Annotated in this window: 20 protein-coding genes, 1 tRNA gene and 1 riboswitch; of the genes, 6 read left to right on the top strand and 15 right to left on the bottom strand. The window is 59.7% G+C overall.

Translation table 11 applies throughout. The annotated features are described in order from the left end of the window. The first annotated feature begins 90 nt into the window (after positions 1–90). Together PH551_RS10060 and PH551_RS32895 are read left to right on the top strand one after the other, a co-directional pair. A tRNA-Val gene (locus tag PH551_RS10060) sits at positions 91–166 on the top strand. A 314-nt stretch (positions 167–480) separates the two neighbouring features. Then, positions 481–693 carry a hypothetical protein gene (locus tag PH551_RS32895; protein ID WP_085777772.1) on the top strand — a complete coding sequence of 71 codons (213 nt, stop codon included), beginning with the start codon at positions 481–483 and terminating at the stop codon, positions 691–693. Between the two features lie 24 nt (positions 694–717). Here the strand turns inward: PH551_RS32895 and PH551_RS10055 are convergent, their stop codons facing one another. Together PH551_RS10055 and PH551_RS10050 are read right to left on the bottom strand one after the other, a co-directional pair. Then, on the bottom strand, positions 718–1,266 hold the full coding sequence (locus PH551_RS10055; protein ID WP_085777771.1) for a glutathione peroxidase: 549 nt from the start codon (positions 1,264–1,266) through the stop codon (positions 718–720). 478 nt (positions 1,267–1,744) lie between these two features. Then, positions 1,745–2,107, bottom strand: coding sequence for a hypothetical protein (locus PH551_RS10050; RefSeq protein WP_285192877.1), 363 nt, complete (start codon positions 2,105–2,107; stop codon positions 1,745–1,747). A 163-nt stretch (positions 2,108–2,270) separates the two neighbouring features. On the opposite strand from PH551_RS10050, the gene PH551_RS10045 reads away from it, so the two are divergent. Next, positions 2,271–2,876 (top strand): class I SAM-dependent methyltransferase, encoded by a 606-nt coding sequence (locus PH551_RS10045; RefSeq protein WP_085777769.1) that lies wholly within the window; start codon positions 2,271–2,273, stop codon positions 2,874–2,876. Between the two features lie 5 nt (positions 2,877–2,881). Here the strand turns inward: PH551_RS10045 and PH551_RS10040 are convergent, their stop codons facing one another. After that, the gene (locus PH551_RS10040) at positions 2,882–3,283 is read right to left on the bottom strand and encodes a (R)-mandelonitrile lyase (RefSeq protein ID WP_221127957.1); all 402 of its coding nucleotides are present in this window, start codon (positions 3,281–3,283) and stop codon (positions 2,882–2,884) included. Between the two features lie 141 nt (positions 3,284–3,424). Here PH551_RS10040 and PH551_RS10035 point away from each other — a divergent pair, with 141 nt between their 5' ends. After that, positions 3,425–4,411 carry an aldo/keto reductase gene (locus PH551_RS10035; RefSeq protein WP_285192876.1) on the top strand — a complete coding sequence of 329 codons (987 nt, stop codon included), beginning with the start codon at positions 3,425–3,427 and terminating at the stop codon, positions 4,409–4,411. Positions 4,412–4,636: 225 nt separating this feature from the next. Here PH551_RS10035 and PH551_RS10030 read toward each other — a convergent pair whose 3' ends face one another. The 6 genes from PH551_RS10030 to clpP form a co-directional block, all read right to left on the bottom strand. Further along, positions 4,637–6,835 (bottom strand): esterase-like activity of phytase family protein, encoded by a 2,199-nt coding sequence (locus PH551_RS10030; RefSeq protein WP_285192875.1) that lies wholly within the window; start codon positions 6,833–6,835, stop codon positions 4,637–4,639. A 92-nt stretch (positions 6,836–6,927) separates the two neighbouring features. Then, positions 6,928–7,836 (bottom strand): DMT family transporter, encoded by a 909-nt coding sequence (locus PH551_RS10025; protein ID WP_483315411.1) that lies wholly within the window; start codon positions 7,834–7,836, stop codon positions 6,928–6,930. 183 nt (positions 7,837–8,019) lie between these two features. Continuing rightward, a riboswitch (FMN riboswitch) is annotated at positions 8,020–8,170 on the bottom strand. Between the two features lie 117 nt (positions 8,171–8,287). Further along, positions 8,288–8,563, bottom strand: a complete 276-nt coding sequence (gene hupB / locus PH551_RS10020) for a DNA-binding protein HupB (protein ID WP_003558438.1) — start codon at positions 8,561–8,563, stop codon at positions 8,288–8,290. 206 nt (positions 8,564–8,769) lie between these two features. Further along, on the bottom strand, positions 8,770–11,187 hold the full coding sequence (gene lon / locus PH551_RS10015; protein ID WP_085777766.1) for an endopeptidase La: 2,418 nt from the start codon (positions 11,185–11,187) through the stop codon (positions 8,770–8,772). A 403-nt stretch (positions 11,188–11,590) separates the two neighbouring features. Beyond that, positions 11,591–12,868: an ATP-dependent Clp protease ATP-binding subunit ClpX gene (gene clpX / locus PH551_RS10010; RefSeq protein ID WP_004680013.1), complete on the bottom strand. Its 1,278-nt coding sequence runs from the start codon at positions 12,866–12,868 to the stop codon at positions 11,591–11,593. 302 nt (positions 12,869–13,170) lie between these two features. Next, entirely contained in the window at positions 13,171–13,800 is a 630-nt protein-coding gene (gene clpP / locus PH551_RS10005; RefSeq protein ID WP_038688182.1) for an ATP-dependent Clp endopeptidase proteolytic subunit ClpP, read from the bottom strand. A gap of 396 nt (positions 13,801–14,196) precedes the next feature. Between clpP and PH551_RS10000 the strand changes: the two genes are divergently transcribed. Next, entirely contained in the window at positions 14,197–15,450 is a 1,254-nt protein-coding gene (locus PH551_RS10000) for a GGDEF domain-containing protein (RefSeq protein WP_285192871.1), read from the top strand. Positions 15,451–15,595: 145 nt separating this feature from the next. After that, entirely contained in the window at positions 15,596–16,840 is a 1,245-nt protein-coding gene (locus PH551_RS09995) for a cytochrome P450 (protein ID WP_285192870.1), read from the top strand. Positions 16,841–16,901: 61 nt separating this feature from the next. On the opposite strand, the gene PH551_RS09990 is transcribed toward PH551_RS09995, so the two are convergent. From PH551_RS09990 to PH551_RS09965, 6 genes are all read right to left on the bottom strand, one after another. Next, entirely contained in the window at positions 16,902–19,028 is a 2,127-nt protein-coding gene (locus tag PH551_RS09990) for a bifunctional diguanylate cyclase/phosphodiesterase (RefSeq protein WP_285192869.1), read from the bottom strand. Positions 19,029–19,261: 233 nt separating this feature from the next. Continuing rightward, complete coding sequence (locus tag PH551_RS09985; RefSeq protein WP_285192868.1) at positions 19,262–19,615, bottom strand: cupin domain-containing protein; 354 nt, start codon at positions 19,613–19,615, stop codon at positions 19,262–19,264. Positions 19,616–19,868: 253 nt separating this feature from the next. Continuing rightward, positions 19,869–20,180 (bottom strand): DUF982 domain-containing protein, encoded by a 312-nt coding sequence (locus tag PH551_RS09980; protein WP_285192867.1) that lies wholly within the window; start codon positions 20,178–20,180, stop codon positions 19,869–19,871. Positions 20,181–20,440: 260 nt separating this feature from the next. Continuing rightward, entirely contained in the window at positions 20,441–20,581 is a 141-nt protein-coding gene (locus PH551_RS32890) for a VOC family protein (RefSeq protein WP_350223849.1), read from the bottom strand. A gap of 318 nt (positions 20,582–20,899) precedes the next feature. Further along, positions 20,900–21,415, bottom strand: coding sequence for an AAA family ATPase (locus tag PH551_RS09970; protein ID WP_285192866.1), 516 nt, complete (start codon positions 21,413–21,415; stop codon positions 20,900–20,902). 412 nt (positions 21,416–21,827) lie between these two features. After that, the gene (locus tag PH551_RS09965; RefSeq protein ID WP_285192865.1) at positions 21,828–22,052 is read right to left on the bottom strand and encodes a hypothetical protein; all 225 of its coding nucleotides are present in this window, start codon (positions 22,050–22,052) and stop codon (positions 21,828–21,830) included. Between the last annotated feature and the right edge of the window lie 80 nt (positions 22,053–22,132).

The raw sequence follows: 22,132 nt of genomic DNA, 5'->3' as shown, positions 1-22,132 counted from the left end.
AAAATTCTTCACAAACACTCTTGCGGTTTTGCCGCGATCCGCATAGATCACGGCCACCAACGCAGCAGGCCGATCGGCTTCGCCAGCGATGGGCGATTAGCTCAGTTGGTAGAGCGCCTCGTTTACACCGAGGATGTCGGGAGTTCGAGTCTCTCATCGCCCACCATTTTTCCTCTTGAGTTTCGAAGAGTAATGTCGAGCCGCAGTGATCTGCCGCGGATTGGCTCAATGCAGCTATCTGCCTCTTGCAGAAGCTATCTTACATGAACGCGACCCGACATTCGGCAAGACATTCCGGCACAGCATAGCTGTCCGGCAGGTCAAATGCGGCGCCGTCAGGGAAGCCAGGTTCCACCAAAACGGACTACTCCAGCCTCCGCGCACCTCCTATTGGGCGAATGGATGAGGGCGGGCAAAAATGAGACTATTCGTCGCCCGGAAGTCTCCGCGCTTGAAGGCTTACGGCGCCGGGGGGGTACCATGAGAACTCTATGCTCCGCATTGACGCTGTGCATTGCGATTGCCCTTTGCACGCCAAGCTCCATCTATGTCAGCCTGCCCGGATACGCCTTCAAGACGAATCCTAAATGCCAGCGCCACGTACCGAAGACGAAGTTTGACAGAAGGTGCGACCAGCCGATACTGGGCTTCAAGGACTTTACGCCTCCGCTTGTGACCGTCCTCGGGATCTGAAGATCCTGCTCGGCTGCCGGCAAATCATCCCTTCGCCAACTCCTGATCCACCGCCGAAACCAGCCGCGAATCATCTGCCGTCACATCGGGCGCGAAGCGGGCGGCGACCTTGCCGTCGCGGCCGATCAGGAATTTTTCGAAATTCCAGAGAATGTCATCCTCGTCGCCGCCTGATATGCCGTGGGCATTCAGGCGTTCGCGCATCGGACCCTCGCCCGTCGTCTTCACGCCCGATTTGGTCAACTGCCGGTAGAGCGGGTGCTGGGCCTCGCCCTTGACCGAGATCTTAGAAAAGATCGGGAAGGTGACGTCGTAGGTGGTGGTGCAGAAATCGAGGATCTCGGCGTCCGTGCCGGGTTCCTGGCCCTTGAAGTCGTTGGCGGGGAAAGCGGCGATGACGAAGCCGCGCTCGCGCTTTTCGCCATAGAGTCTTTCAAGCCCCTCATATTGCGGCGTCAGCCCGCATTTCGACGCGACGTTGACGATCAGAAGTACCCTGCCCTTGTATTCGTTCAGCGTGGTCTGTCGACCATCCACCGTCTTGACCGGAATATCCAGCACATTGCCCGTCATGGGAACCTCCAATTGGCACGGATCGTTCCGGGAGCTTAGAGCTTTTCCGGGTTAGATTGAAGCATTCTGCCGGAGCAGGTTTTCGTCAGGGCAAAGGCGACTGGCGAAGGGCATACCCCAAGGTACGTCCGAGTCGATCGCCTTTGATCCTGGCTAGAGATGCCCGACCCACCGGCCGCACCGCTTCGCCGTGGCGAAGCGATAGGTGCGTCCGGCGGTTCTAAAGTCTTGCAGATTTGCCGGGCAAATCTGCAAGAGGGTTGGCTGAAACGGGCCGGCTGATCGACCGGCCGGCTTGGCCGTAGAGCTGGGCTACGAAGCGCGCCGGCCGGTCGACCATCCGACTCCGTTTAAGCCAACAGAATGCTGCAAGCTAACCGGAAAAGCTCTAACGATATCGCCGTCATTGTCATCAGGGTGAATATCAACTCGGCGTCAGCATCCCGGCGTCGCCGTTTGGCGACACCGGGGAAGCCCGTCAGGCGGGCGAGGTTTCCCTTACGTCATCGAGTAGGAAATGGACGACGAGATAATCCGTCTTATAGTGGCGGCCGCTGTCCGAGACGGATTCGATGCTGCCGCCATCCTTTGGATGCCAGGGATGATAATGAGGGTTGGTGGTGATGAGCGTGATGGCCTTGCCGGCGAACGGCCCCTCGCCCAAGCGGAAGCGCATCTCGGCGAGCGGCCAGATTCGCTCGTAATCTTCCATGGCGATGCGCGCCTTCAGCGCTTTCCGGTGCAGCGGGTCGCCGGCGCCTGCTTCTGCGGATGATTCCAGCATCACTTCTTCGGCATGGGCAATGATGGCATTGAACTCTTCGGGCCACATCCGTCTCATGAAGTCGCTCCTCCCAGGGCTCTTTCGTCATTCACAGGCGAAACTTAACCTTTTGTCCGCAGGAAGCAAATTCTTGTCATGCCGTTGTCATCCGCCTCGGCTGCTCCTACGTTCCCCTCGAACCGCACAAGGGCCGCCAGCCGCCCCAATCCCGAGATCAAAGATGAAGACACGTGAAGAAAGGCAGGCGTTGCGGGCGAGCATGCCGCGCACCCCGCTCAGCGCCCATCATATAGAAAACGCCCGGCTGCTGCCGGATCGGGGCGAACTGCTCTACCGGATCCCGAATGGCGGCATCGGCGTCGAGGTGGGGGCGGCCTTCGGCGAGTATACGGCGGAGATCCTGGAAAAGAATCGCCCGGCCCAGCTTTATCTCATCGATCCCTGGTCGATGGATCGCTACAGCTCCGGGCTCGACGCGATTCACACGAATTTCGCGGCCGAGATCGAGGCCGGCCGGCTGCACCTGATGCAAGGCACATCGCTCGACAAGCTAGCCGAATTCGAGGATGACTTCCTCGACTGGGCCTATATCGACACCGATCATTCCTTCGAGCTCACCTGGCAGGAGCTCCTGCTCTGCGAGAGGAAGGTGAAGCGCACAGGACGCATCGCCGGCCATGATTTCTGCACCGGCAACACCGTCAAACCGATCGTCTACGGTGTCGTCGAGGCGGTTACGAAATTCTGCAAGGATTATGGCTGGCAATTCGAATTCCTGACGGTCGAATCACACGCGCATTTTTCCTATTGCCTGAAGCGCCTTTGATCAGTTCACGCCTTGCCGGAATATTGTTCGTCGCTGACCTTTTCCATCCAGTCGACATGGCTGCCGTCCAATGCCTCGTGAATGGCAATATGCGTCATCGCCGTCTCCGGGCCGGCGCCGTGCCAGTGTTTTTCGCCCGGCGCAAACCAGACGGTGTCGCCCGCGCGAATCTCACGAATCTCCCCGCCCCAGCTCTGGGCAAGGCCCTTGCCTGAGGTGACGATCAGCGTCTGGCCGAGCGGATGCGTGTGCCAGGCGGTGCGGGCTCCGGGTTCGAAAGTGACGGAGGTTGCCTTCACCCTTGCCGGCGTCGGCGGCTCGATCAGCGGATCCTGCCGAACGGCGCCGGTAAAATAGTCGGCCGGCGGCTTCGTCGAGGGGCTGGAGCCAGCGGGTTTGATCTCCATGATCGTTCCTTTCCATCCATGCTGTTGAAGCTTTACGGTGCGACGATATTTGATCGAGGCGACCGATCAAGACCAGATCGGCAATTGCCGCGCAGTTGCCCGCCTGATAGGCCAAAGCGTTCATAACCTAGGGAGATGTTCATGAAACACCATGCGTTTGGCCGCATGCCGTTCACCGTTACCAATGTCGGCTTCGGCGCCTGGCAGATCGGCGGCTCCTGGGGCGATATCAGCGAGGCGGATGGGCGGGCGGCGCTGAACGCCGCGCTCGATGCCGGTATGACGTTCGTCGACACGGCGGATGTTTACGGCGAAGGCCGCTCGGAAAAGATCATTGCCGATGTCCTGAAGACGCGCGGCGGCGAGCGCCCGATGGTCGCAACCAAGGTAGGCCGCCGCCTCAACCCACATGTCGCGGAAGGATATACCAAGGCCAATCTCCAAGGCTTCATCGACCGCAGCCTCAAAAACCTCGCGGTCGACAGCCTCGATCTCGTGCAGTTGCACTGCCCGCCGCGCGAGGTGCTTTACCTCCCTGAGGTCTTCGAGGGCCTCGACGCGCTGCAGAAGGCCGGAAAGATCAAGGGTTATGGCGTTAGCGTCGAAAAAGTCGAGGACGGGCTGAAGGCGATCGAATATCCCGGCGTCGTCAGCGTCCAGATCATCTACAACATTTTCCGTCAGCGCCCCGACCATCTGTTCTTCGAGGAAGCACGTCGCAGGAATGTGGCGATCATTGCGCGCGTGCCGCTGGCAAGTGGTCTTCTCTCCGGCAAGATCAGCCGCGAGACGCAGTTTGCCAGCGACGACCATCGCAATTTCAACCGCCACGGCGAAGCTTTCGACGTCGGCGAGACCTTTGCCGGCGTACCTTTCGAGGTCGGGCTGCAGGCGGTCGAGGAAGTGCGCAAGCTGGTGCCGGCCGGCGTCACTATGGCCGCCTTCGCGCTGCGTTGGATCCTGATGGCTGAAGCCGTTACTGTCGTCATCCCCGGCGCCCGCAATGCCGAACAGGCGAGAGCCAATGCGGCCGCAGCCGATCTCGCGCCGCTCTCGCCCGATGTGTTAGTGGCGACGCGCGAGATATACAATCGGCTGATCGCGCCGCATGTGCATCAGCGCTGGTAAGGCTGGAGCGAGTCGCTTTTATTGAAGGCTGCAGCGAGCCGAGAGCGGCCCCTCACCGGCTGCCGCCACCGACCGGGGTCGCGGCACCGGTTTCGACCCGTCCTCCGGACCCCCGCGAGCGGGGCGAAGGGATATGCCGCACGTGCTTCCTTCACCTCGACGTTGCGCTTGGCACGTCCCCTCGCCCCGTTTTAACGGGGAGAGGGTTAGGATGAGGGGCAGCTTTCAGTTCGTGGCACTCAGTTCGACCGTAAAGAACAAGGTCTCGCCGGAAGAGTCGCTCACACCGTCATTATCGGTGACAGCGTAAGGCTTGCCGGAGGCGTCGAAGGTGAAGCCTTCGAGCTTGTCGAGCACATAGCCGTTCGTCACGGTCTTTAGTTCGTCGAGGAAGTCGTGTGCTTCGGTTTTCTTCACGACCGGCAGTTCGGCCCCGAGCTTGGCTGGCTTCAGTTCCGAGATCGCCACCTTGTAAAGCTTCTTCAGCCTGGCGGCGTCGCCGACGAGGTTGTCGCGCTCGATGATGTAAACGTTGTCGCCGTGGGCGGAGATCTCAGACAGGCCGACCCAGCCGCTTTCCGTCTTGTCGAGGGGATAGCGCAAGGCGCCCCATTCCTTTTTCTTCGGATTGTAGGAGACGAGCTTGACGAAGCCCTTCTCGTCGTCACCCCACTCGCGCTGGACGACCATCCACAACGTAGCATCGTCGCCGGTGCCGACAATGGTGACACCCTCGAAGCCGTAGCGAATTTCGTTGGCGGCGAGTTCCCTAGGCAGAGCAATCTCGGCCTTGATGTCGCCCTTGGCATTGACGTTGTAGAGCGCATGCGGGACGAGGCGCTCGCTGTTTCCTTCCGAGGCGAGCCAGAAGGAGCCGTCGGCTGCGACCGCAATGCCTTCGATGTCGAGCTTCTGCGCCGGAGCGCCGTCGCGCTTGACGACGAGGGCGTCGGTGATGACGGCCGGCTTCTTGGTTGCGTCGATCGAGTAGATCGTCGGCTGCGAGCCCAGAACGCTGTCGCTGACGGCGTAGAGCATGCCCGGTTTTCCGGGAACGGCGGCGAGACCCGAAAGGGCTGCGAAACCGATCGGATTGCCGTCCTTCTCGGTGGAGACGATCTGTGGATAAGCTTTTTCGCCTTCCGAGCGCTCGTAGATCATCACGTGCGAGCGCACTCCGCCGTCCTTGCCGAGATCGAGTTCATTTGCGGTCGCGAAGAGATTACGCTGGGGGATAGCGACCCCGCCTTCCGGCGAAATGCCCGACGGCAGAAGCTGCACGAGTTCGGGGTCGGCGCCGGTATCCTTATAGACGCCGACGACCGAGGCGCGCTCGGCAAGCAGGAAGAAATACTGGTCATCGCCGAACTTGGCGGCTTCGAGACCTTCCGGCTCGACGCCCTTCGATCCCGAACGGCTTTCCGGATAATGGCCGATATGGGCGACGGCGCGTTCGAAGGATGCGCCCGATTCGTAGAGGACCTTGCCCGTCTTGTCGAAGATGGTGAAGCCGCGCGAGCCGCCCTGATAGTCGCCTTCATTGGCGACGACGAGGCGGTTGTCGTCCAGCCACTTCACGGCGTCCGGCTCGCGCAGCACGCCCTTCGATTCGCTCGAGAATTTCAGGGCGCCGTCGCGCTTCGTGTCGATGCCGGAGAGATCGACGCTGCCGGCGGTAAAGTGGGTCTTCACCTGAGCCGTGTTGGCGTCGATGATGACGATCTCGTTGTTTTCCTGCAGCGTCAGGGCAATTTCATTCAGGCCGTTGAAAGCGACGAATTCCGGCTCCGGATCTTCAGGGGCAACACCGGCGAGACCATTCAGCGCCACATGCTTGATGGCGCCGCAGTCGACGGTGCCGTTGTTGACCTGGAAAACGGCGAGCTCGCCGGCCGGCATCTGCGGGATCTTGCCGTGATTGACCTCTTCGTCGCGTTCGTTTTCGATCGCGATGGCGCCGAGCGTCTTGTCATTGTTGAGGGCAATCGAATCCGGCTGGCCACCGAGATCGCAGGTGTTCTCGATCTTCTTCGTCGCCACGTCGACGATTGCGAGGCGGCCTGAGGGCTTGGCCTTGCTTTCGGAGGTGTTGACGGCAACCAGCGCCTTGCCGGCGCTCGAGGTAACCGATGTCGGCTCGCCATCCATCATCAGCGCGCCGGCGGCTTTCGGGGCCTTGGCGTCGGTAATGTCGATGAAGCCGATCGCGCCGAGCGGGCTGTCGCTATAGATCAGCGTGTTACCGTCGTCGGTCGCGGTGATGATTTCCGCGGATGTCGGCGAAAGCTTGTCCTTGTCAGCAGGCAGGTTCTGGGCGACCGGGAAGGAGGCGATGCGGTTGAAAACCGGCTCGGCCGCAGCCGGGACGGCACCGGATGCGAGAAGCACAGCAGTGAGCGCTGCCTTGCGCGATAAAATTGTCATGAAATCCCCCAATGTCGAAAGATCGAACAGAGGGGTTTTGCGGGACTGCCATGACAGAGACATGACAGCCCGCGCGTTTTCAGAGGTCGGCGTCAGGCCGGCGGCCTTTCCCGGCGCATCTCGTTTCGCATGATGAAGAGCGACGCTGAAAGAATGAGCGCGGCGCCCAGCCAGAGATAACCGGCCGGCGCGTAACCGAAAAACAGCCAGCCGGCGAGCACGTTCAGCGGCAGCTTCAGATCATCGAATGGCTGGATATAGGCGGCGTCGGCACTGGCATAGGCTAGGGTCAGCAGATATTGCGCCACGACCGTCAGGAGGCCTGCCAGAAGGAAGAGCGCGAGTGTCGTGCCTGTCGGTACGGCGAAGCCCGCCGCAAGTGCCAGACCGCCGTTGATCGGCGTCAGCAGCACCAACAGCCAGACGGTGATGGTCTCTGGCCTCTCGATACCGGTCAGGCTCTTGGTGATAAGCGAGGAGGCACCCCAGAGCAGCGCCGAGAGCACCGGCAGGAGCGCCGCCCAGGTGAAACTATCAGACCATGGCTGGAGGATGATCATCGCGCCAGCAAACCCGACACCAGTCGCTGCCCAGCGGGCCGGGCCGACGCGCTCACCGAGGAACAGGCGGGCGCCGAGGATAATGAAGAAGGGCGAGGTCATGACCAGCGCGATCGCCTGCCAGATCGGCACTGAGGCAAGACCGGAAACCCAGGCCTCGACACCAAGCGCGGCAAAGAGGACGCGCACGACGTGTCGCCAGGGATAGTCCGTACGCATGGCCGAAAGGCCTGATTTGCGCAGGAAGGGCAAGGAGAAGAGGAAGGCGAAGGCATATTGCCAGAAGGCTGCGGAGGCCGGCGGAAAGGCGAGCTTCATGGTCAGCCACTGGGTGACGACGTTGAGCAGCGAGAAGGCGACGCCTCCAAGCACCATGAAAGCAGCGCCGGCAACGGCGCGAGATTGCGAGACTGCAAGCGAATTCTGATTCATGTCTTCCATCCGGAACTACAGCGCCGCGCGTCTTTCCAGACGCGCAAAAGACGCTCTAGCGCTTTTAATTGCTGCATAGTTCATCCTTAAATCGATTCCGATTTAAGGAATTATGCAGGCGATCAACATAAATCAGGACGCTTGAGGCGACGGCGCGCAGAGGCCGGCAGTCCCCTGCCCGATCACGGCCATGCTCATTCTCTTTCTTCCAACTATACCGTCGGCTCCGGAATCGCACCGGATCTGCTGACCCTTCCCCGGCCGAAGCTTGAGAAGGCGCTCGCGGGCTCGGGCCACAGCCCTTACCGCCGGTGGGGACTTTCACCCCGCCCTGAGAACAGCATCGTTCGTAAAACAAGGCGCTGCCTGCGGCAAGCGGCAAAACAAAAGGGGTCCGGCAGCGCCGAACCCCTCGAAATCCTGCTCAGCCGTTCTCGTTTACGACTGGCGGACGATCAAATCAACCGTTGACGGCGTCCTTCAGGCCCTTGCCGGGCGTGAACTTCGGCACGTTGCGGGCTGGAATATCGACTTCAGCGCCGGTCGACGGGTTGCGGCCCTTCGTTGCAGCGCGATGAGAAACGGTGAAGCTGCCGAAACCAGCGAGGCGGATATCGCCCTTGTTCTTGAGTTCGGCCTGGACAACGTCGAAAACCGCGTCAACAGCGGAAGCCGCGTCAGACTTCGTCAGTCCTGCCTTTTCGGCCACTGCGGACACGAGTTCATTCTTGTTCATGTTTCCACCCCTTTCTAAATGGTATGAAACGACTCAAATGTAAGCTAGGCGCAGAATAGGTTTCATCAGGCCCGCCGGGAACCCAAAAGCCCTGCAAATCAAGGAAAAGCAAGCGTCTCCATGACGTTTTCACAAAAAAGGCTGGCGTTTCCGCCAGCCTTTTCGCGTCTTTTGCGCCAATAGGGCACAAATGTGGCAAACGCCACTCAATGAGCGATCGTTGCGCCCGTATCGTCAAGGCCTTCGACCGAGGTGATAACAGGCGTTTCCACCGTGCCATCCCACTCGATCGGCTCCGGCCGGCGGATCAGCGCGTGCTTGATCACCTCGCCCATCCGGGAGACCGGGATGATCTCCATGCTGTTCTTCACGTTGTCCGGAATCTCCGCCAGATCCTTTGCGTTTTCCTCCGGAATCAGCACCTTCTTGATGCCGCCGCGAAGCGCTGCCAGCAGCTTTTCCTTGAGACCGCCGATCGGCAGCACCCGGCCGCGAAGGGTGATTTCACCGGTCATGGCCACATGCTTGTTGACCGGGATGCCGGTCATGATCGAAACGATGGCGGTTGCCATGGCGACACCGGCCGACGGGCCATCCTTCGGCGTCGCACCTTCCGGCACGTGCACGTGGATGTCGTTCTTTTCGAACATCGGCGGTTCGATGCCGAAATCGACAGCGCGCGAGCGGACGTAGGAAGCCGCCGCCGAGATCGATTCCTTCATGACGTCCTTCAGATTGCCGGTAACCGTCATGCGGCCCTTGCCCGGCATCATCACGCCTTCGATGGTCAGCAGCTCGCCGCCGACTTCCGTCCAGGCAAGGCCGGTCACGACGCCGACCTGATCCTCGCCCTCGGCTTCGCCATGGCGGAAGCGCGGGACGCCGAGATAGTCGGCGATGTTGGCGGCCGTCACGTGAACGGACTTCGTCTTGCCCTTGATGATCTCGGTGACCGCCTTGCGGGCGAGCTTCATCAATTCGCGTTCGAAGCTGCGGACACCGGCTTCGCGGGTGTACTGCTGGCTGATCGCCATCAGGGCATCGTCGCTGACCGAGAATTCTTCCGGCTGCAACGCATGTTCCTTGATAGCCTTCGGCAGCAGGTGCCGCTTGGCGATCTCGCGCTTTTCATCTTCGGTGTAGCCGGCGATACGGATGATCTCCATGCGGTCCATCAGCGGTGCAGGGATGTTCAGCGTATTCGCGGTCGTGATGAACATCACATCCGACAGGTCGTATTCGACTTCCAGATAGTGGTCCATGAAGGTCGAGTTCTGCGCCGGATCGAGCACTTCGAGCAGGGCCGAAGACGGATCGCCACGGAAATCCATGCCCATCTTGTCGATTTCGTCGAGCAGGAAGAGCGGGTTGGACTTCTTCGCCTTCTTCATCGACTGGATGACCTTGCCGGGCATCGAGCCGATATAGGTGCGGCGGTGACCGCGGATTTCGGCCTCGTCGCGAACGCCGCCGAGCGCCATGCGAACATACTCACGGCCGGTTGCCTTGGCGATCGACTGGGCGAGCGAGGTCTTGCCGACGCCCGGAGGGCCGACGAGGCAGAGGATCGGGCCCTTGATCTTGGTGGCGCGAGCCTGCACGGCGAGATATTCGACAATGCGTTCCTTGACCTTGTCCAGACCGAAGTGATCGGCCTCGAGGATCTTCTCGGCATTGTTGAGGTCGGCCTTGATCTTCGACTTCTTGCCCCACGGAATGCCGAGCAGCCAATCCAGATAATTGCGCACGACCGTGGCCTCCGCCGACATCGGGCTCATCTGGCGCAGCTTCTTCAGCTCCGCCTCGGCCTTTTCACGGGCCTCCTTGGACAGCTTGGTCTTGGAGATGCGCTCTTCCAGTTCGCTCATCTCGTCACGGCCTTCCTCGCCGTCACCGAGCTCCTTCTGGATCGCCTTCATCTGCTCGTTGAGATAATATTCGCGCTGGGTCTTCTCCATCTGGCGCTTGACGCGCGAGCGGATGCGCTTTTCGACCTGCAGCACCGAGATCTCGCCTTCCATGAAGCCGAGAGCCTTTTCGAGACGCTGCTTGACGCTCGTCGTCTCCAGCATCTCCTGCTTCTCGGTGATCTTGATCGACAGATGCGAGGCGACCGTATCGGCGAGCTTGGAATAGTCGTCGATCTGGCTGGCGGCACCGACCACTTCCGGCGAAATCTTTTTGTTCAGCTTCACATAGCTTTCGAATTCGGAAACGACCGAGCGCGACAAAGCTTCCAGTTCGACCGGATCGTCATGGGGCTCCTCGAGCACATGGCCGAGCGCCTCATAGAAATCCTCACGGCTCGTATAAGTGTCGATCTCGGCGCGGGCGCGGCCTTCGACCAGAACCTTGACGGTGCCGTCAGGCAGCTTCAGCAGCTGCAGCACGTTTGCCACGGTGCCGACATTGTGGATCGCCGAAGGGTCCGGATCATCGTCGCTGGCGTTGATCTGCGTCACCAACATGATCTGCTTGTCCGAGCCCATGACCTCCTCGAGCGCACGGATCGACTTTTCCCGTCCGACAAACAGCGGCACGATCATATGCGGGAAAACCACGATGTCACGCAAAGGCAGAACAGGGTAGGCAGTGCTGCTCGCTACAGACGTTTTCTTCGTCATTTTTTATCCTTTCCATCGTCCCGTTGCCGGGCTCTTTGCACGGCCGCTTGGGATCAGCCGGCACTCTCACTTGGCCTACAAGTGGAGGTTCTCACTATGCTTTTCAAGCCACGCTAACGCCCTCGTTCCCCGGATATGACAGCTTCGTTACAACGGAACACCAGCACTATGAAACGCGTGGCTGGACCGGCGCTTACCACTTCCGACCCGGCTATATACAACGCCAGCAATACACTCACGGAATCACTGCATCATTGCCAAGCATCGCCCCTTGCGCAACATCGGCAAAGGCAAGCTCCAGTTCCCACCGGCAAAATACTAACAGCGCCTCGCATGGTTTTTCAAATAGAAAGGGGCTCGCCCATGGCAAGCCCCTTAAAATAACGGTGCGAAAACCACGAGATTACGCGGAAGCGTTGGCTTTTTCTTCCTGACGATCGGCATAGATGTAGAGCGGACGAGCCGAGCCGCGCACCACCTCCTCCGAGATGACTACCTCGCGCACGCCTTCCAGCGTCGGCAGTTCGAACATCGTGTCGAGCAGGATCTTCTCCATGATCGAACGAAGGCCGCGGGCGCCGGTCTTGCGCACGATCGCCTTGCGGGCGATTTCGCGCAATGCATCCTCGTGGAAGGTGAGTTCCACATCTTCCATCTCGAACAGCCGCTGATACTGCTTGATCAGCGCGTTCTTCGGCTCGGATAGGATCTGGATCAGCGCGTCCTCGTCGAGATCCTCGAGCGTCGCCAAAACCGGCAGACGGCCGATGAACTCGGGAATGAGGCCGAACTTGACCAGATCTTCCGGCTCCAGTTCGCGCAGGACTTCGCCGACGCGGCGGTCGTCCTGAGCCTTGACGGTCGCGCCGAAGCCGATCGAAGTCTTCTCGCCGCGGGCGGAGATGATCTTGTCGAGGCCGGCGAAGGCGCCGCCGCAGATGAACAGGATGTTCGTCGTGTCGACCTGCAGGAATTCCTGCTGCGGGTGCTTGCGGCCGCCCTGCGGCGGAACGGAAGCGACCGTGCCTTCCATGATCTTCAAGAGCGCCTGCTGCACGCCCTCGCCCGAGACGTCGCGGGTGATCGACGGATTGTCGGACTTGCGCGAAATCTTGTCGACTTCGTCGATGTAGACGATGCCGCGCTGCGCGCGTTCGACATTGTAGTCGGCCGCCTGCAGGAGCTTCAGAATGATGTTTTCGACATCCTCGCCGACATAGCCGGCTTCCGTCAGCGTTGTCGCATCCGCCATGGTGAAGGGAACGTCGATGATGCGGGCGAGCGTCTGGGCCAGATAGGTCTTGCCGCAGCCTGTAGGTCCGACGAGCATGATGTTGGACTTCGCCAGCTCGACTTCGCCGTTCTTGGAGGCGTGCGCCAGGCGCTTGTAATGGTTGTGAACGGCGACCGACAGGATCTTCTTCGCCTGCCTCTGGCCGATGACGTATTCGTCGAGGACCTTGATGATGTCCTGAGGCGTCGGGACGCCGTCGCGGGACTTGACCATCGAGGACTTGTTCTCCTCGCGGATAATGTCCATGCACAATTCGACGCATTCATCGCAGATGAAGACGGTCGGTCCGGCAATCAGTTTCCGGACTTCGTGCTGGCTCTTTCCGCAGAACGAACAATAGAGGGTGTTCTTGGAGTCGCCGCCGTTGCTGCCGCTGACCTTGCTCATATCACTTTCCTTCCAGCACGCCGCATTTCAAGGCGAAATCGCGGTCCACTCTATCAGCTCCTGGCGGCACTCCGTTTCCGGAGCCTTTGCCGAGAAGGGCTTCAGGGGCTACAAACCGGTCCCAATCAACCATGTCAGGGTCCCGGCGGCAACGAATTCCCCTTCGAATGCCGAATGCTATGTCATAAAAATTCAACATAGCATTAATAGTTACTATTAGCGTCTTCGTCGCCAGTTGAAAGCCTTGTTCGATCACAAATGAGATAGAACTGTGGCGAGGAAAACACCATCCCAATTAATTACTAGGCCTGCTCGCCTTCCATCTCGAGGCGTGATGTCAGAACCTTGTCGATGACGCCCCAGCCCTGGGCCTCGTCCGCATCCATGAAATGGTCACGATCGAGCGTCTTTTCAACTTCCTCGTAGCTGCGGCCGGTGTGCTTGACATAGACCTCGTTCAGCCGGCGCTTCATCTTTAGGATGTCGCGGGCGTGGCGCTCGATGTCCGAGGCCTGGCCCTGGAAGCCGCCCGAGGGCTGGTGAACCATGATGCGGGAATTCGGCGTGGCGAAGCGCATGTCTTTATGGCCGGCCGCCAGCAGCAGCGAACCCATGGACGCGGCCTGGCCGATGCAGAGCGTCGAAACCGCCGGTTTGATGAACTGCATCGTGTCGTAGATCGCCATGCCCGCGGTGACGACGCCACCGGGAGAATTGATGTAGAGAGCGATTTCCTTCTTCGGGTTTTCCGCCTCGAGGAAGAGAAGCTGGGCGCAGACGAGCGTCGCCATGTGATCCTCGACGGCGCCGGTCAGGAAGATGATGCGTTCCTTCAACAGACGGGAATAGATGTCGTAGGAGCGTTCACCGCGGTTGGTCTGTTCGACGACCATCGGCACGAGGGCCATTGCGGTATCAACTGGGTTTCTCATGTGCGTCCTTTGTCAACGTCATGCCGGCACGCCGGGAATCAAAGAAAATGTCTTATCCCTACATAGAGTGTCCCTGCCCTCCTCTTCAAGACACGCATTGGGATAACGTTAAGAAGACGGGGCAAGGCCCCAGGGCTTGGGCGCCGACAGCCTCTTTCTCGCAAACGCCTGTCGGCCGCGAGCCCCCGATGTCGTCTCCCCTCGCTTTTCTCCATGACAGAATGAAGGAAAGGTTACTCCATTCGACAGCGCTCAAGCACGTTTACCCAACGGAAAGCCTATCGCCAGATACCGGCCGAATATCATGCCGCAGTGCAACGACATTAAGGAAGTGGCGAGCTTCCTCCGCAAGGATGCGGGCCAACAGACAAGGTCGACGGGCAAGGGGTTGCTGCCGTGTTCAATATCGCTACAGGTCTCGCCATCTGGTGTTCGGAGGCCATGACGCTCGCTCTGGTGCTCTTCGTCGCTTGGCGCCACAATGTCAGAAATGAAGCCTATCTCTATTGGGGCCTGGGCTTCTTTCTGACCGCCATAGGCTTTGCGATGATCTCGCTTCGCAGCGAAATCCCCAGCCTGTTTTCCATCGAGGTGGGCAATGCCATCGCGCTGCTCGGCCAGAGCGCCTGGGTGGCGGGTTTTCTCGCACTCGACCGCAAGAAGATGGAATGGTGGGCTCTGCTGCCGCCGGCAATCTGGCTGGCCGGGGTCTTTCTGCCCTGGGTCAACACTGATTATTCCAACCGCGTCGTGCTCTATAATCTCGCTTCGGCGACGGGCGCCACGGCATTGGCCATGGCGGTGGCCGCCGGCGACATCCGCCGTGAGCGCACCCGCACTAAGCTTATGGGAGTGTTCGTCATCCAGGGCTGCCTGTGTTTCGGCTCGGCGCTGACGATGGCGGTTACGCTGCCGAGCGATATCGAGGCAACTAATCTCGGCGGCGTCTCGGCCATGGCAAGCGCCTTCCTGCTCACCATCGCCTTCGCGCTTACCTGTCGACTGGTGATGGAGCGCTCCGAACGGCATCTGCGCGTCATGACGCTGACCGATTCCCTGACCGGTGTGCTCAACCGCCGTGGCCTGCTCGGCTATTTCGAGTCAATCCAGGAGAGAGCCCATAGCGAGCAGCGGCAGGTCGCGGTGATCCTTTTCGACCTCGATCATTTCAAGCGCGTCAACGACCGTTTCGGCCATCAATCCGGCGACGCGGTGCTCACCGCCTTCGCGCGCATGGCCCGGCAATATATTCCAAACAACATCTTCGGCCGCATGGGCGGGGAAGAATTCGCCGCCTTCGCAGCCGTCGCGGATCAGACGGAAGCCGAGGCGATCGCCGAAGCGATCCGTACCGAATTCTGCCGCCTTCCCGTCAGCACTGGCGAAGCAATCGTTCCGGTCACGGTGAGCATCGGCATCGCGCTCGCCTCCTCGATCGAAGCCAATATCGACAAACTGATCTCAGCCGCCGACCGGGCTCTCTATGCGGCCAAGGCCGCCGGCCGCAATTGCACGGTCACCTTCGGCGAAGAGGAAGCGGCGGCTCCAGCGCCAGCCACGCCGAGCACCACCGCCGGCGAACTCGTGCCCACGGTCGACGACCAGGTCGAGGCGCTGCGACGCATGGGCACGCTGTCACGGGCCGGTTAGCCGCAAGTCTGAAAACAGATTCATTCCCCAGGCTTAGACAAAAATCTCGATATGGTCAGCGCGTCTGATCGGGCGTGCCCGGCTTCCGCCGGCCTTTCTCTCCCGCATCTTTTACAGGTCGGACAAATCCGTTAAGCCTCAACGCATGACCATACCGCCCTTTCTCTCGATCGATCGCGCCAGCCGCCATGTCTCGCTGGATGCTCGCAACCCGGCCTTCTATGGCAATCCGAACGCCGTCTATGCGGCTCTTCACGCCCACTGCCCGACCTTTTACTGGGAGGAGCAGAAACAGTGGTTCTTCACCGGCTACGACCATGTGAACGGACTGTTGCGCGACCGCCGCTTCGGCCGGCAGATCCTCCATATCGCCAGCCGGGAGGAGCTAGGCCTCGCCGAGCCGATGCCGCATCTTGAAAGTTTCGATCTCTCGGAACGTTACTCCCTGCTCGAGCTGGAACCGCCGGAGCACACGCGTCTGCGCACGCTCGTCAACCGCGCCTTCGTCTCCCGCCATGTCGAGAAGATGAAGCCGGAGCTTGTCGAGCTTGCCAATCGGCTGATCGACGGCTTTGCGGAGAAGCGCGAAGTCGAGCTGCTCTCGGCTTTTGCCGACATCATCCCGGTGACGATGATTGCCCGCATGATCGGCATCCCCGAGGATATGGGGCCGCAGTTGCTCGCCTGGTCGCATGCCTATGTGCGCATGTACATGTTCGGCCGCACACGCCAGCAAGAAGAAGAGGCCGAACGGGCGGCCAGAGAATTTTCCGACTATGTCAGAGGGGCAATCGCCGAACGCCGGGCAGAGCCTCGCGATGACCTGCTGACCCACATGATCCGCACGGAGCACAAGGGCCAGTATCTCACTGAAGAAGAACTCATTTCAACGACGATCGTGTTGCTCAATGCCGGCCATGAAGCGACAGTGCACCAGATCGGCAACTCCGTGCACACCATCCTCAACAGCGGTCGAGATCCGGCAGAACTCTTCCGGGACGATGCGGCGACGGAGCGCACCATCGAGGAGACCCTGCGCATCTGCGCGCCCGTCCACATCTTCCAGCGCTGGGCGCTCGAGCCCGCGGAGATCGACGGCGTTTCGTTCAAGCGCGGCGAAAAGGTAAGCCTCATCCTCGCCGCCGCCAATCTTGACCCGGCGAAATTCACCGATCCCCTCGCCTTCCGGCCTGATCGCAACGAGGCTCAAAACCTCTCCTTCGGCGCCGGCATCCATTTCTGCATCGGCGCGCCATTGGCGCGGCTGGAACTTAACGTCGTGGTGCCGATCCTGTTCGAACGGCTTCCCGGCCTCAGGCTGGCAAAGACGCCCGTCGTCAAGGACGTCTATCATTTCCACGGGCTCGACCGCCTGGATCTCCGGTGGTGATCGGCACAGTATCCCAGATCGGCCGAAGTTCCGCCCAGCCTGCTGCCGCGATCTCGCGGCATTACGCTGCCTGTTCTTGAAGCTTGCTGGATATGTCGAGCGCCGACATCGGTTTTCCGATCAAATAGCCTTGCAGCTGGTCACAGCCGGCCTCCCGCAAGATCGCCGCCTGACGGCTATTCTCGATGCCCTCCGCCGTAACGGGAATCTGCAGAGCGGTCGCCAAAGAGATGGTCGCCCTGAGAACATCGGCGCCATTCGATGCCTGGTCGAGAGCGGAGACCAGCGAGCGGTCGATCTTCATCCGATCAAAGCCGAACTGCCGCAATGCGCCGATGCTTGCATAGCCGCAGCCGAAGTCGTCGAGCGCGAATTTGATACCGACCTTTTTGAGGTAATCTATCGACCGGCGGGCCTGATCCGGATTCGTCATGAGGACGCCTTCGGTGATTTCCAACGTCAGCCGCCTCGGATCGAAATCGAGTTCCTGTAGGAGGGAGATCACGTCGGCGGCAAATTCCGGATTGCAGAGCTGAACCGGCGAGACGTTGACGGACAGGGCCATACCTGGCCAATTTCTGGCGTGCTCGATCGATGTTTTCAGCATATGACTGCCGAGCGCATCGATGAGGCCGCATCTTTCGGCAAGCGGAATGAAAATTTCCGGACTGATATTTCCTGTCGCAGTGCGCCAGCGGGCCAGCGCTTCAAGACCGGTCACCGCGCCCGTCGTCGCAGAAACGAGAGGTTGGAATACGGCTTCGATCGCGCCATTGCTGAGCGCATTCTTCAACAGAGCTTCCAATTCAGCGATCCTTTCGCGCTCCCGATCCAGCTCGGGATCATATTCGATCGCCCGGCCTTTGCCATTTTCCTTGGCGCGGTAGAGGGCCATATCAGCCCTGCGCAAAAGCTCCAGCGGCTCGATGCCTGCATCACGCGCAGCAGCTCCGATGCTCGCACCAACTTCGATCGTTCGTCCGTCGATTTTGAAGGGTTCGACAAACAGCGCCAGAATGGTTTCTTCTATCTCCTGACGCGGAGCAGTGCCGGCCTGGACCAGAGCGAATTCGTCGCCTCCCAACCGGGCCGCAGCAACGACTTCGGGATGACAGGCGATCAGCGCGTTCGAAACGATCCGGATAAGGTCGTCCCCCACCGCATGACCCCAGGCATCATTGACGGCCTTGAACCCATCAAGGTCGACCAGATAGAGGCGGGGCGGCGCACTATCCGAACCCTCCAGGTCTTCCAGCAGGGCGAGAAGCCCATGCCTGTTCAGCAGGCCGCTCAGACTATCGTGATTTGCTTCGAAAATCGCTGCCTGCGCCAGTTGACGCAGACGCCGCGCTTCGGCTGCGCCCACCAGTAGAACGCCGGCCAGGAATAGCACGAGGATGATGATGGCGGCTGCAACGAAAGGGTAGACCTGTCGGAACACGGCGCTTCCCGGCGCTTTGCTCGGCCAGACGAGATGGCCGATGACGCCACCCTTCATATCCGTAATCGGTGTGTTCAGCAGACCCGGCTCGGGCGCGGCGGCAAGGCGCAAGCCCTCGAGTTCGTGTTCGTTTGACAGCGTACTGAGAACGTCCGAGTTGAACTCTTTGTAAAAGCTCAGCACGCTGAGCTTCGGAAGCTCGCCTTCTTTCTCGAAAGGCTGGATTGGCTGTGATGCGATGACAGCGATGCCGGTTTCCGTCTTAATGAAATTGACCACCGGCGCCTGTGGGAAATCGATGGCCGTATTGATCTGCCGGTAGAAAGCTTCGCCGAAAAAGGCGCTTGGCTGGAAGGGCTCGCCTTTGGCATAGGCGGAGACGATCGACGAGCGATCGGGACCGGTCACGATGGCACCGTCATAGAGCGGGTAATCCTCGCTGGTCTTTCCCCAGTTCTCATAAGCCCAATCCGCGGCTCCGGGAGTTGCGATCGCCTTATAGGCATCATCCCATACGGCGTTGTCGGTTGTCGTCGCGCTCAGGCGGCTGACAAAGGCTGCGATCGCTGCGCGTGAGGCGCGACTGGCCCTGGCATCGTCGATTTCGTTCGCCGATCGGGTCATCGAGGCCACGACGTGGGCCATGAGGCCGGTCAGAACGAGCGCGACGACAAGGAAGAAAACGGTGGTCGCAATGATGGAAGACGTTTGGGTCCGAACGTGCCTACCCGCAAGATTCGACGACATGCCAATCCCGAAAAGATGAATTTCAAGGCCATGTCTATAGTGACGGCAGGAGACATCATGTCCGCAATGCGCTGCAGATAAGGTCTAGCACTTGACGATTTAGGTTCGATTAATAGGCAACATCAAATGCCTTTTGTCGGCGGAGGGGAAGCGGTTATTGCAGGAGAAACGGGTCATAATCGCAGCAAAGCGGGACAGGCCCGCCAACGTGAGAGTCGGCTCTGAGCCGCTGTTCAGACCTTGATTACATAGTCCTTGCGAGTCGTTTCAACCACTTCCCAGGTTCCCTTGAAGCCCGGCCTCAAGATCATCCGGTCGCCCGGCTTCAGATGCACCGGCTCACCGCCGTCCTCCGTCACGATCGAATGGCCTGACAGCAGGCTGAAATATTCCCACTCTTCGTAGACGATCCGCCATTTGCCGGGTGTTGCCTCCCAGATTCCGGAATAAAGACCGCCGTCGGTCTCCTCCAGATTCCAGGTGCGAAATTGCGGATCGCCGGAGACGATCCGAGCGGCCTCCGGGGCGCCGAACTCGGGTTCGACGCCATCGATGTTGAAGGTGATGAAATTCGCCGCAACCATCATAAACCCTCCGCCGCCAGTGTCTTTCGCGGCAAACGTCTGCGCGCGAATGTTCGAAATCTTTGCAATTTGTCTCTCGTCGCACAGGGCATTTACCGCCCTTGGGAACTGAGCCCTTTTCCCATCACCTTGAGCGACATTTGTGAAGATGGCGGTTAGGATTGACGGCAGTGCTTTCAGTTGTGAGAATTTTGCCAGTCTTGGCAGCGGTCGTATTTGACACAATGCTCCTGGTAGGAGCCGCTTGAAAGAGGGGCTATCTTGGCGCGGCTGAGCGCAGGTCCGGTCGCCGCTCTGTCACTCCGACGGGGACAATTGTCAGAGCAGCGATACCCGCTTCATCGGCTGCAAGCAGAAGCGCCTCGCGGAATCGTTCCGGGCTAATTTTGCCGGTAATTGCATCGACACATGCTTTTACGGCAGCGACGTATTCCTCGCCGTCATCAGAAGGCCAATCGTTGATCAGGAGATGTGCCGCATCGCCGAGCGTCCGGACGATCTTGCGTGCTGCCGGACCGCGCAAAGCAAGCGCGACCGGCGTGAATGCCCCTGACGTATTCCAGCACATCGTCCCCGACCCCTCAAGGCATGGTTACCGCAATCCTAACCGCGCAACATACGCTTGTTTTCTGAAATTTGGAATTGAAAACTGAGCAACAAAACCGCTTCAACGTGAAGTAGCGGGAACTAAAGAAAAGGGCTTAAGGACCTCCTATCCGAACGCCCTGAGGCTCGGCAGCAATTGATCCTACCGATTTGCAACGGTCGCCACCGAAGCGCAGCCGTTCAGAGTTTGGCACGAAGCCCATAGCCGCCATGATGGTCCAGTCAGTTCCTGTGGGTGCTGGTCACTCTGACATAATAGCCGTCGGGGTCGACAAGGCGAAAGTCGGGCAGTCCCCAAGGCTGCATGGCGAGGGCGGAAAGTGGCCAGCCGCTCTTCCGCCTTGCGATAGGCATCCTGGACATCAGTGACCTTCAAGACAATCTCGACGCCGAGGCCGACCCTGTCGCCGATTTCGCCGCGTAACGGATGATCGCTCGAAAGGACGCTTCGCGAATTGATCGCGATGACGGCGTCGCCGTTTCTCACCATCGTATATCCCGTGCTCGCCGAGCCCTCGACTTCAAAGCCAGGACTCGCTGGTAGAAATCAATCGATGTCTGAGGCGTTTGGACAAACAACTCCAAAGTCAGGTGCAACTGCGCCTCCCTCTCTATGCTTTTAGCAGAACAAGCGGACGAACGCCGCACTGGAACGGCCAAACTTCAACTGCCTGGTCCGGATCAAATAGGCCGCCGCAATTCGCAAAGGACTCGTTCCACTCCCTGTTCCAGCGTCAGGTTCGATGTGTCGAGAATTTCGCAGCCGTATGCCGCTGCTTCATGCCGTAGGAAGGCGGCCCAGTTCATCATATCCGGATTTGCCAACTCAGGCTGGCCTCGATCAATCAAAAGGCGCCTGGCTCGGGTCTCGTCGTCGCAATCGATCAAGATACAGGAATGCGAACCGATCCCGGCACGTGCGGCCGCTTCGGCCAGAAAGGAAAAACGCGACTGGCCCTCGAATAGGACGCTGCGCCCTTCTGCCAGAAGCGGCGACAGTCGCGACATCCAGGCTAAAGTGGCCGCTCTCTGCCATCCTTCGACGGAGCCGAATTGACCAACCATCTCCTCGACGGGCGGAACCCCGGTGCGGTCCTGGTAAAAGACGTCGTGCTCTTGCCCATGCAGCCGCTCAATAGCTTCGGCGATTGTCGTTTTTCCGGCCCCCGATGCGCCAGTGAGAATGACGAGAGCCATGATTGCTCCATCCACCGCAGTCAGCAAAAGGTATCAGCAAGGAAGCGTCGGTCGTATTCCAAAGATCGTCGGGACATTACGACGTCCGCCGCGAAGGCGAGCGAGGGCCGCCTCTTCAACGGACGCGGCACTTCAAAGGCGAGACCCTTAGATCGCTCGTCGAGCGCGCCGGCGTCTTCGGTCGCGAGGCTATTGCGCGAACTCTGGGACTACCGCAGCACCATCGTCACATGAGCAGGCGCTGGAGGCCCTCGGTCAAGAAGTGAGGCGACCCGCCGAAATACGAACAAGTCGCGTGACCTAACTCCGCCAATCAGAGAAGCACCATCTATCGCCTACTAGACTTTGTTACTGGCCTCGTATCGGATTTCGAGTGCGCTGAGATTCGCGATGTTCCCATGCCTCGGAGCGATTAATGGAGGGCTGTGGGCGCAGGCGCGATCAGGGGGAACCGCGCGATTAATATACTGGTGAGTTCCTCCTGGGTGCGATGGCCGCGATTGAAAAGGTCGATTGCCGCGCTGCAGATCATTTCCGATGTCTTGTCGTCCGGTTTGGCCTTGTAGTGCCTAAACCAAGATTGAACGGACAGCGAGAGCACGGCCCATTCTGTTTCTTGGACGCTCGTGATCAACATTCCTCATCTCCTCACAAGTTGAAACGCGGCAGCTTTGCAGGGCTTTACAAGTGAGCCTGCAATCCCATTTGTGCCGTGAC

Source organism: Rhizobium atlanticum, assembly GCF_030182485.1.
Classification (GTDB): domain Bacteria; phylum Pseudomonadota; class Alphaproteobacteria; order Rhizobiales; family Rhizobiaceae; genus Rhizobium.
The sequence above is the reverse complement of the archived record's forward strand: the minus strand, read 5'-3'. Positions and strand labels throughout refer to the sequence as shown.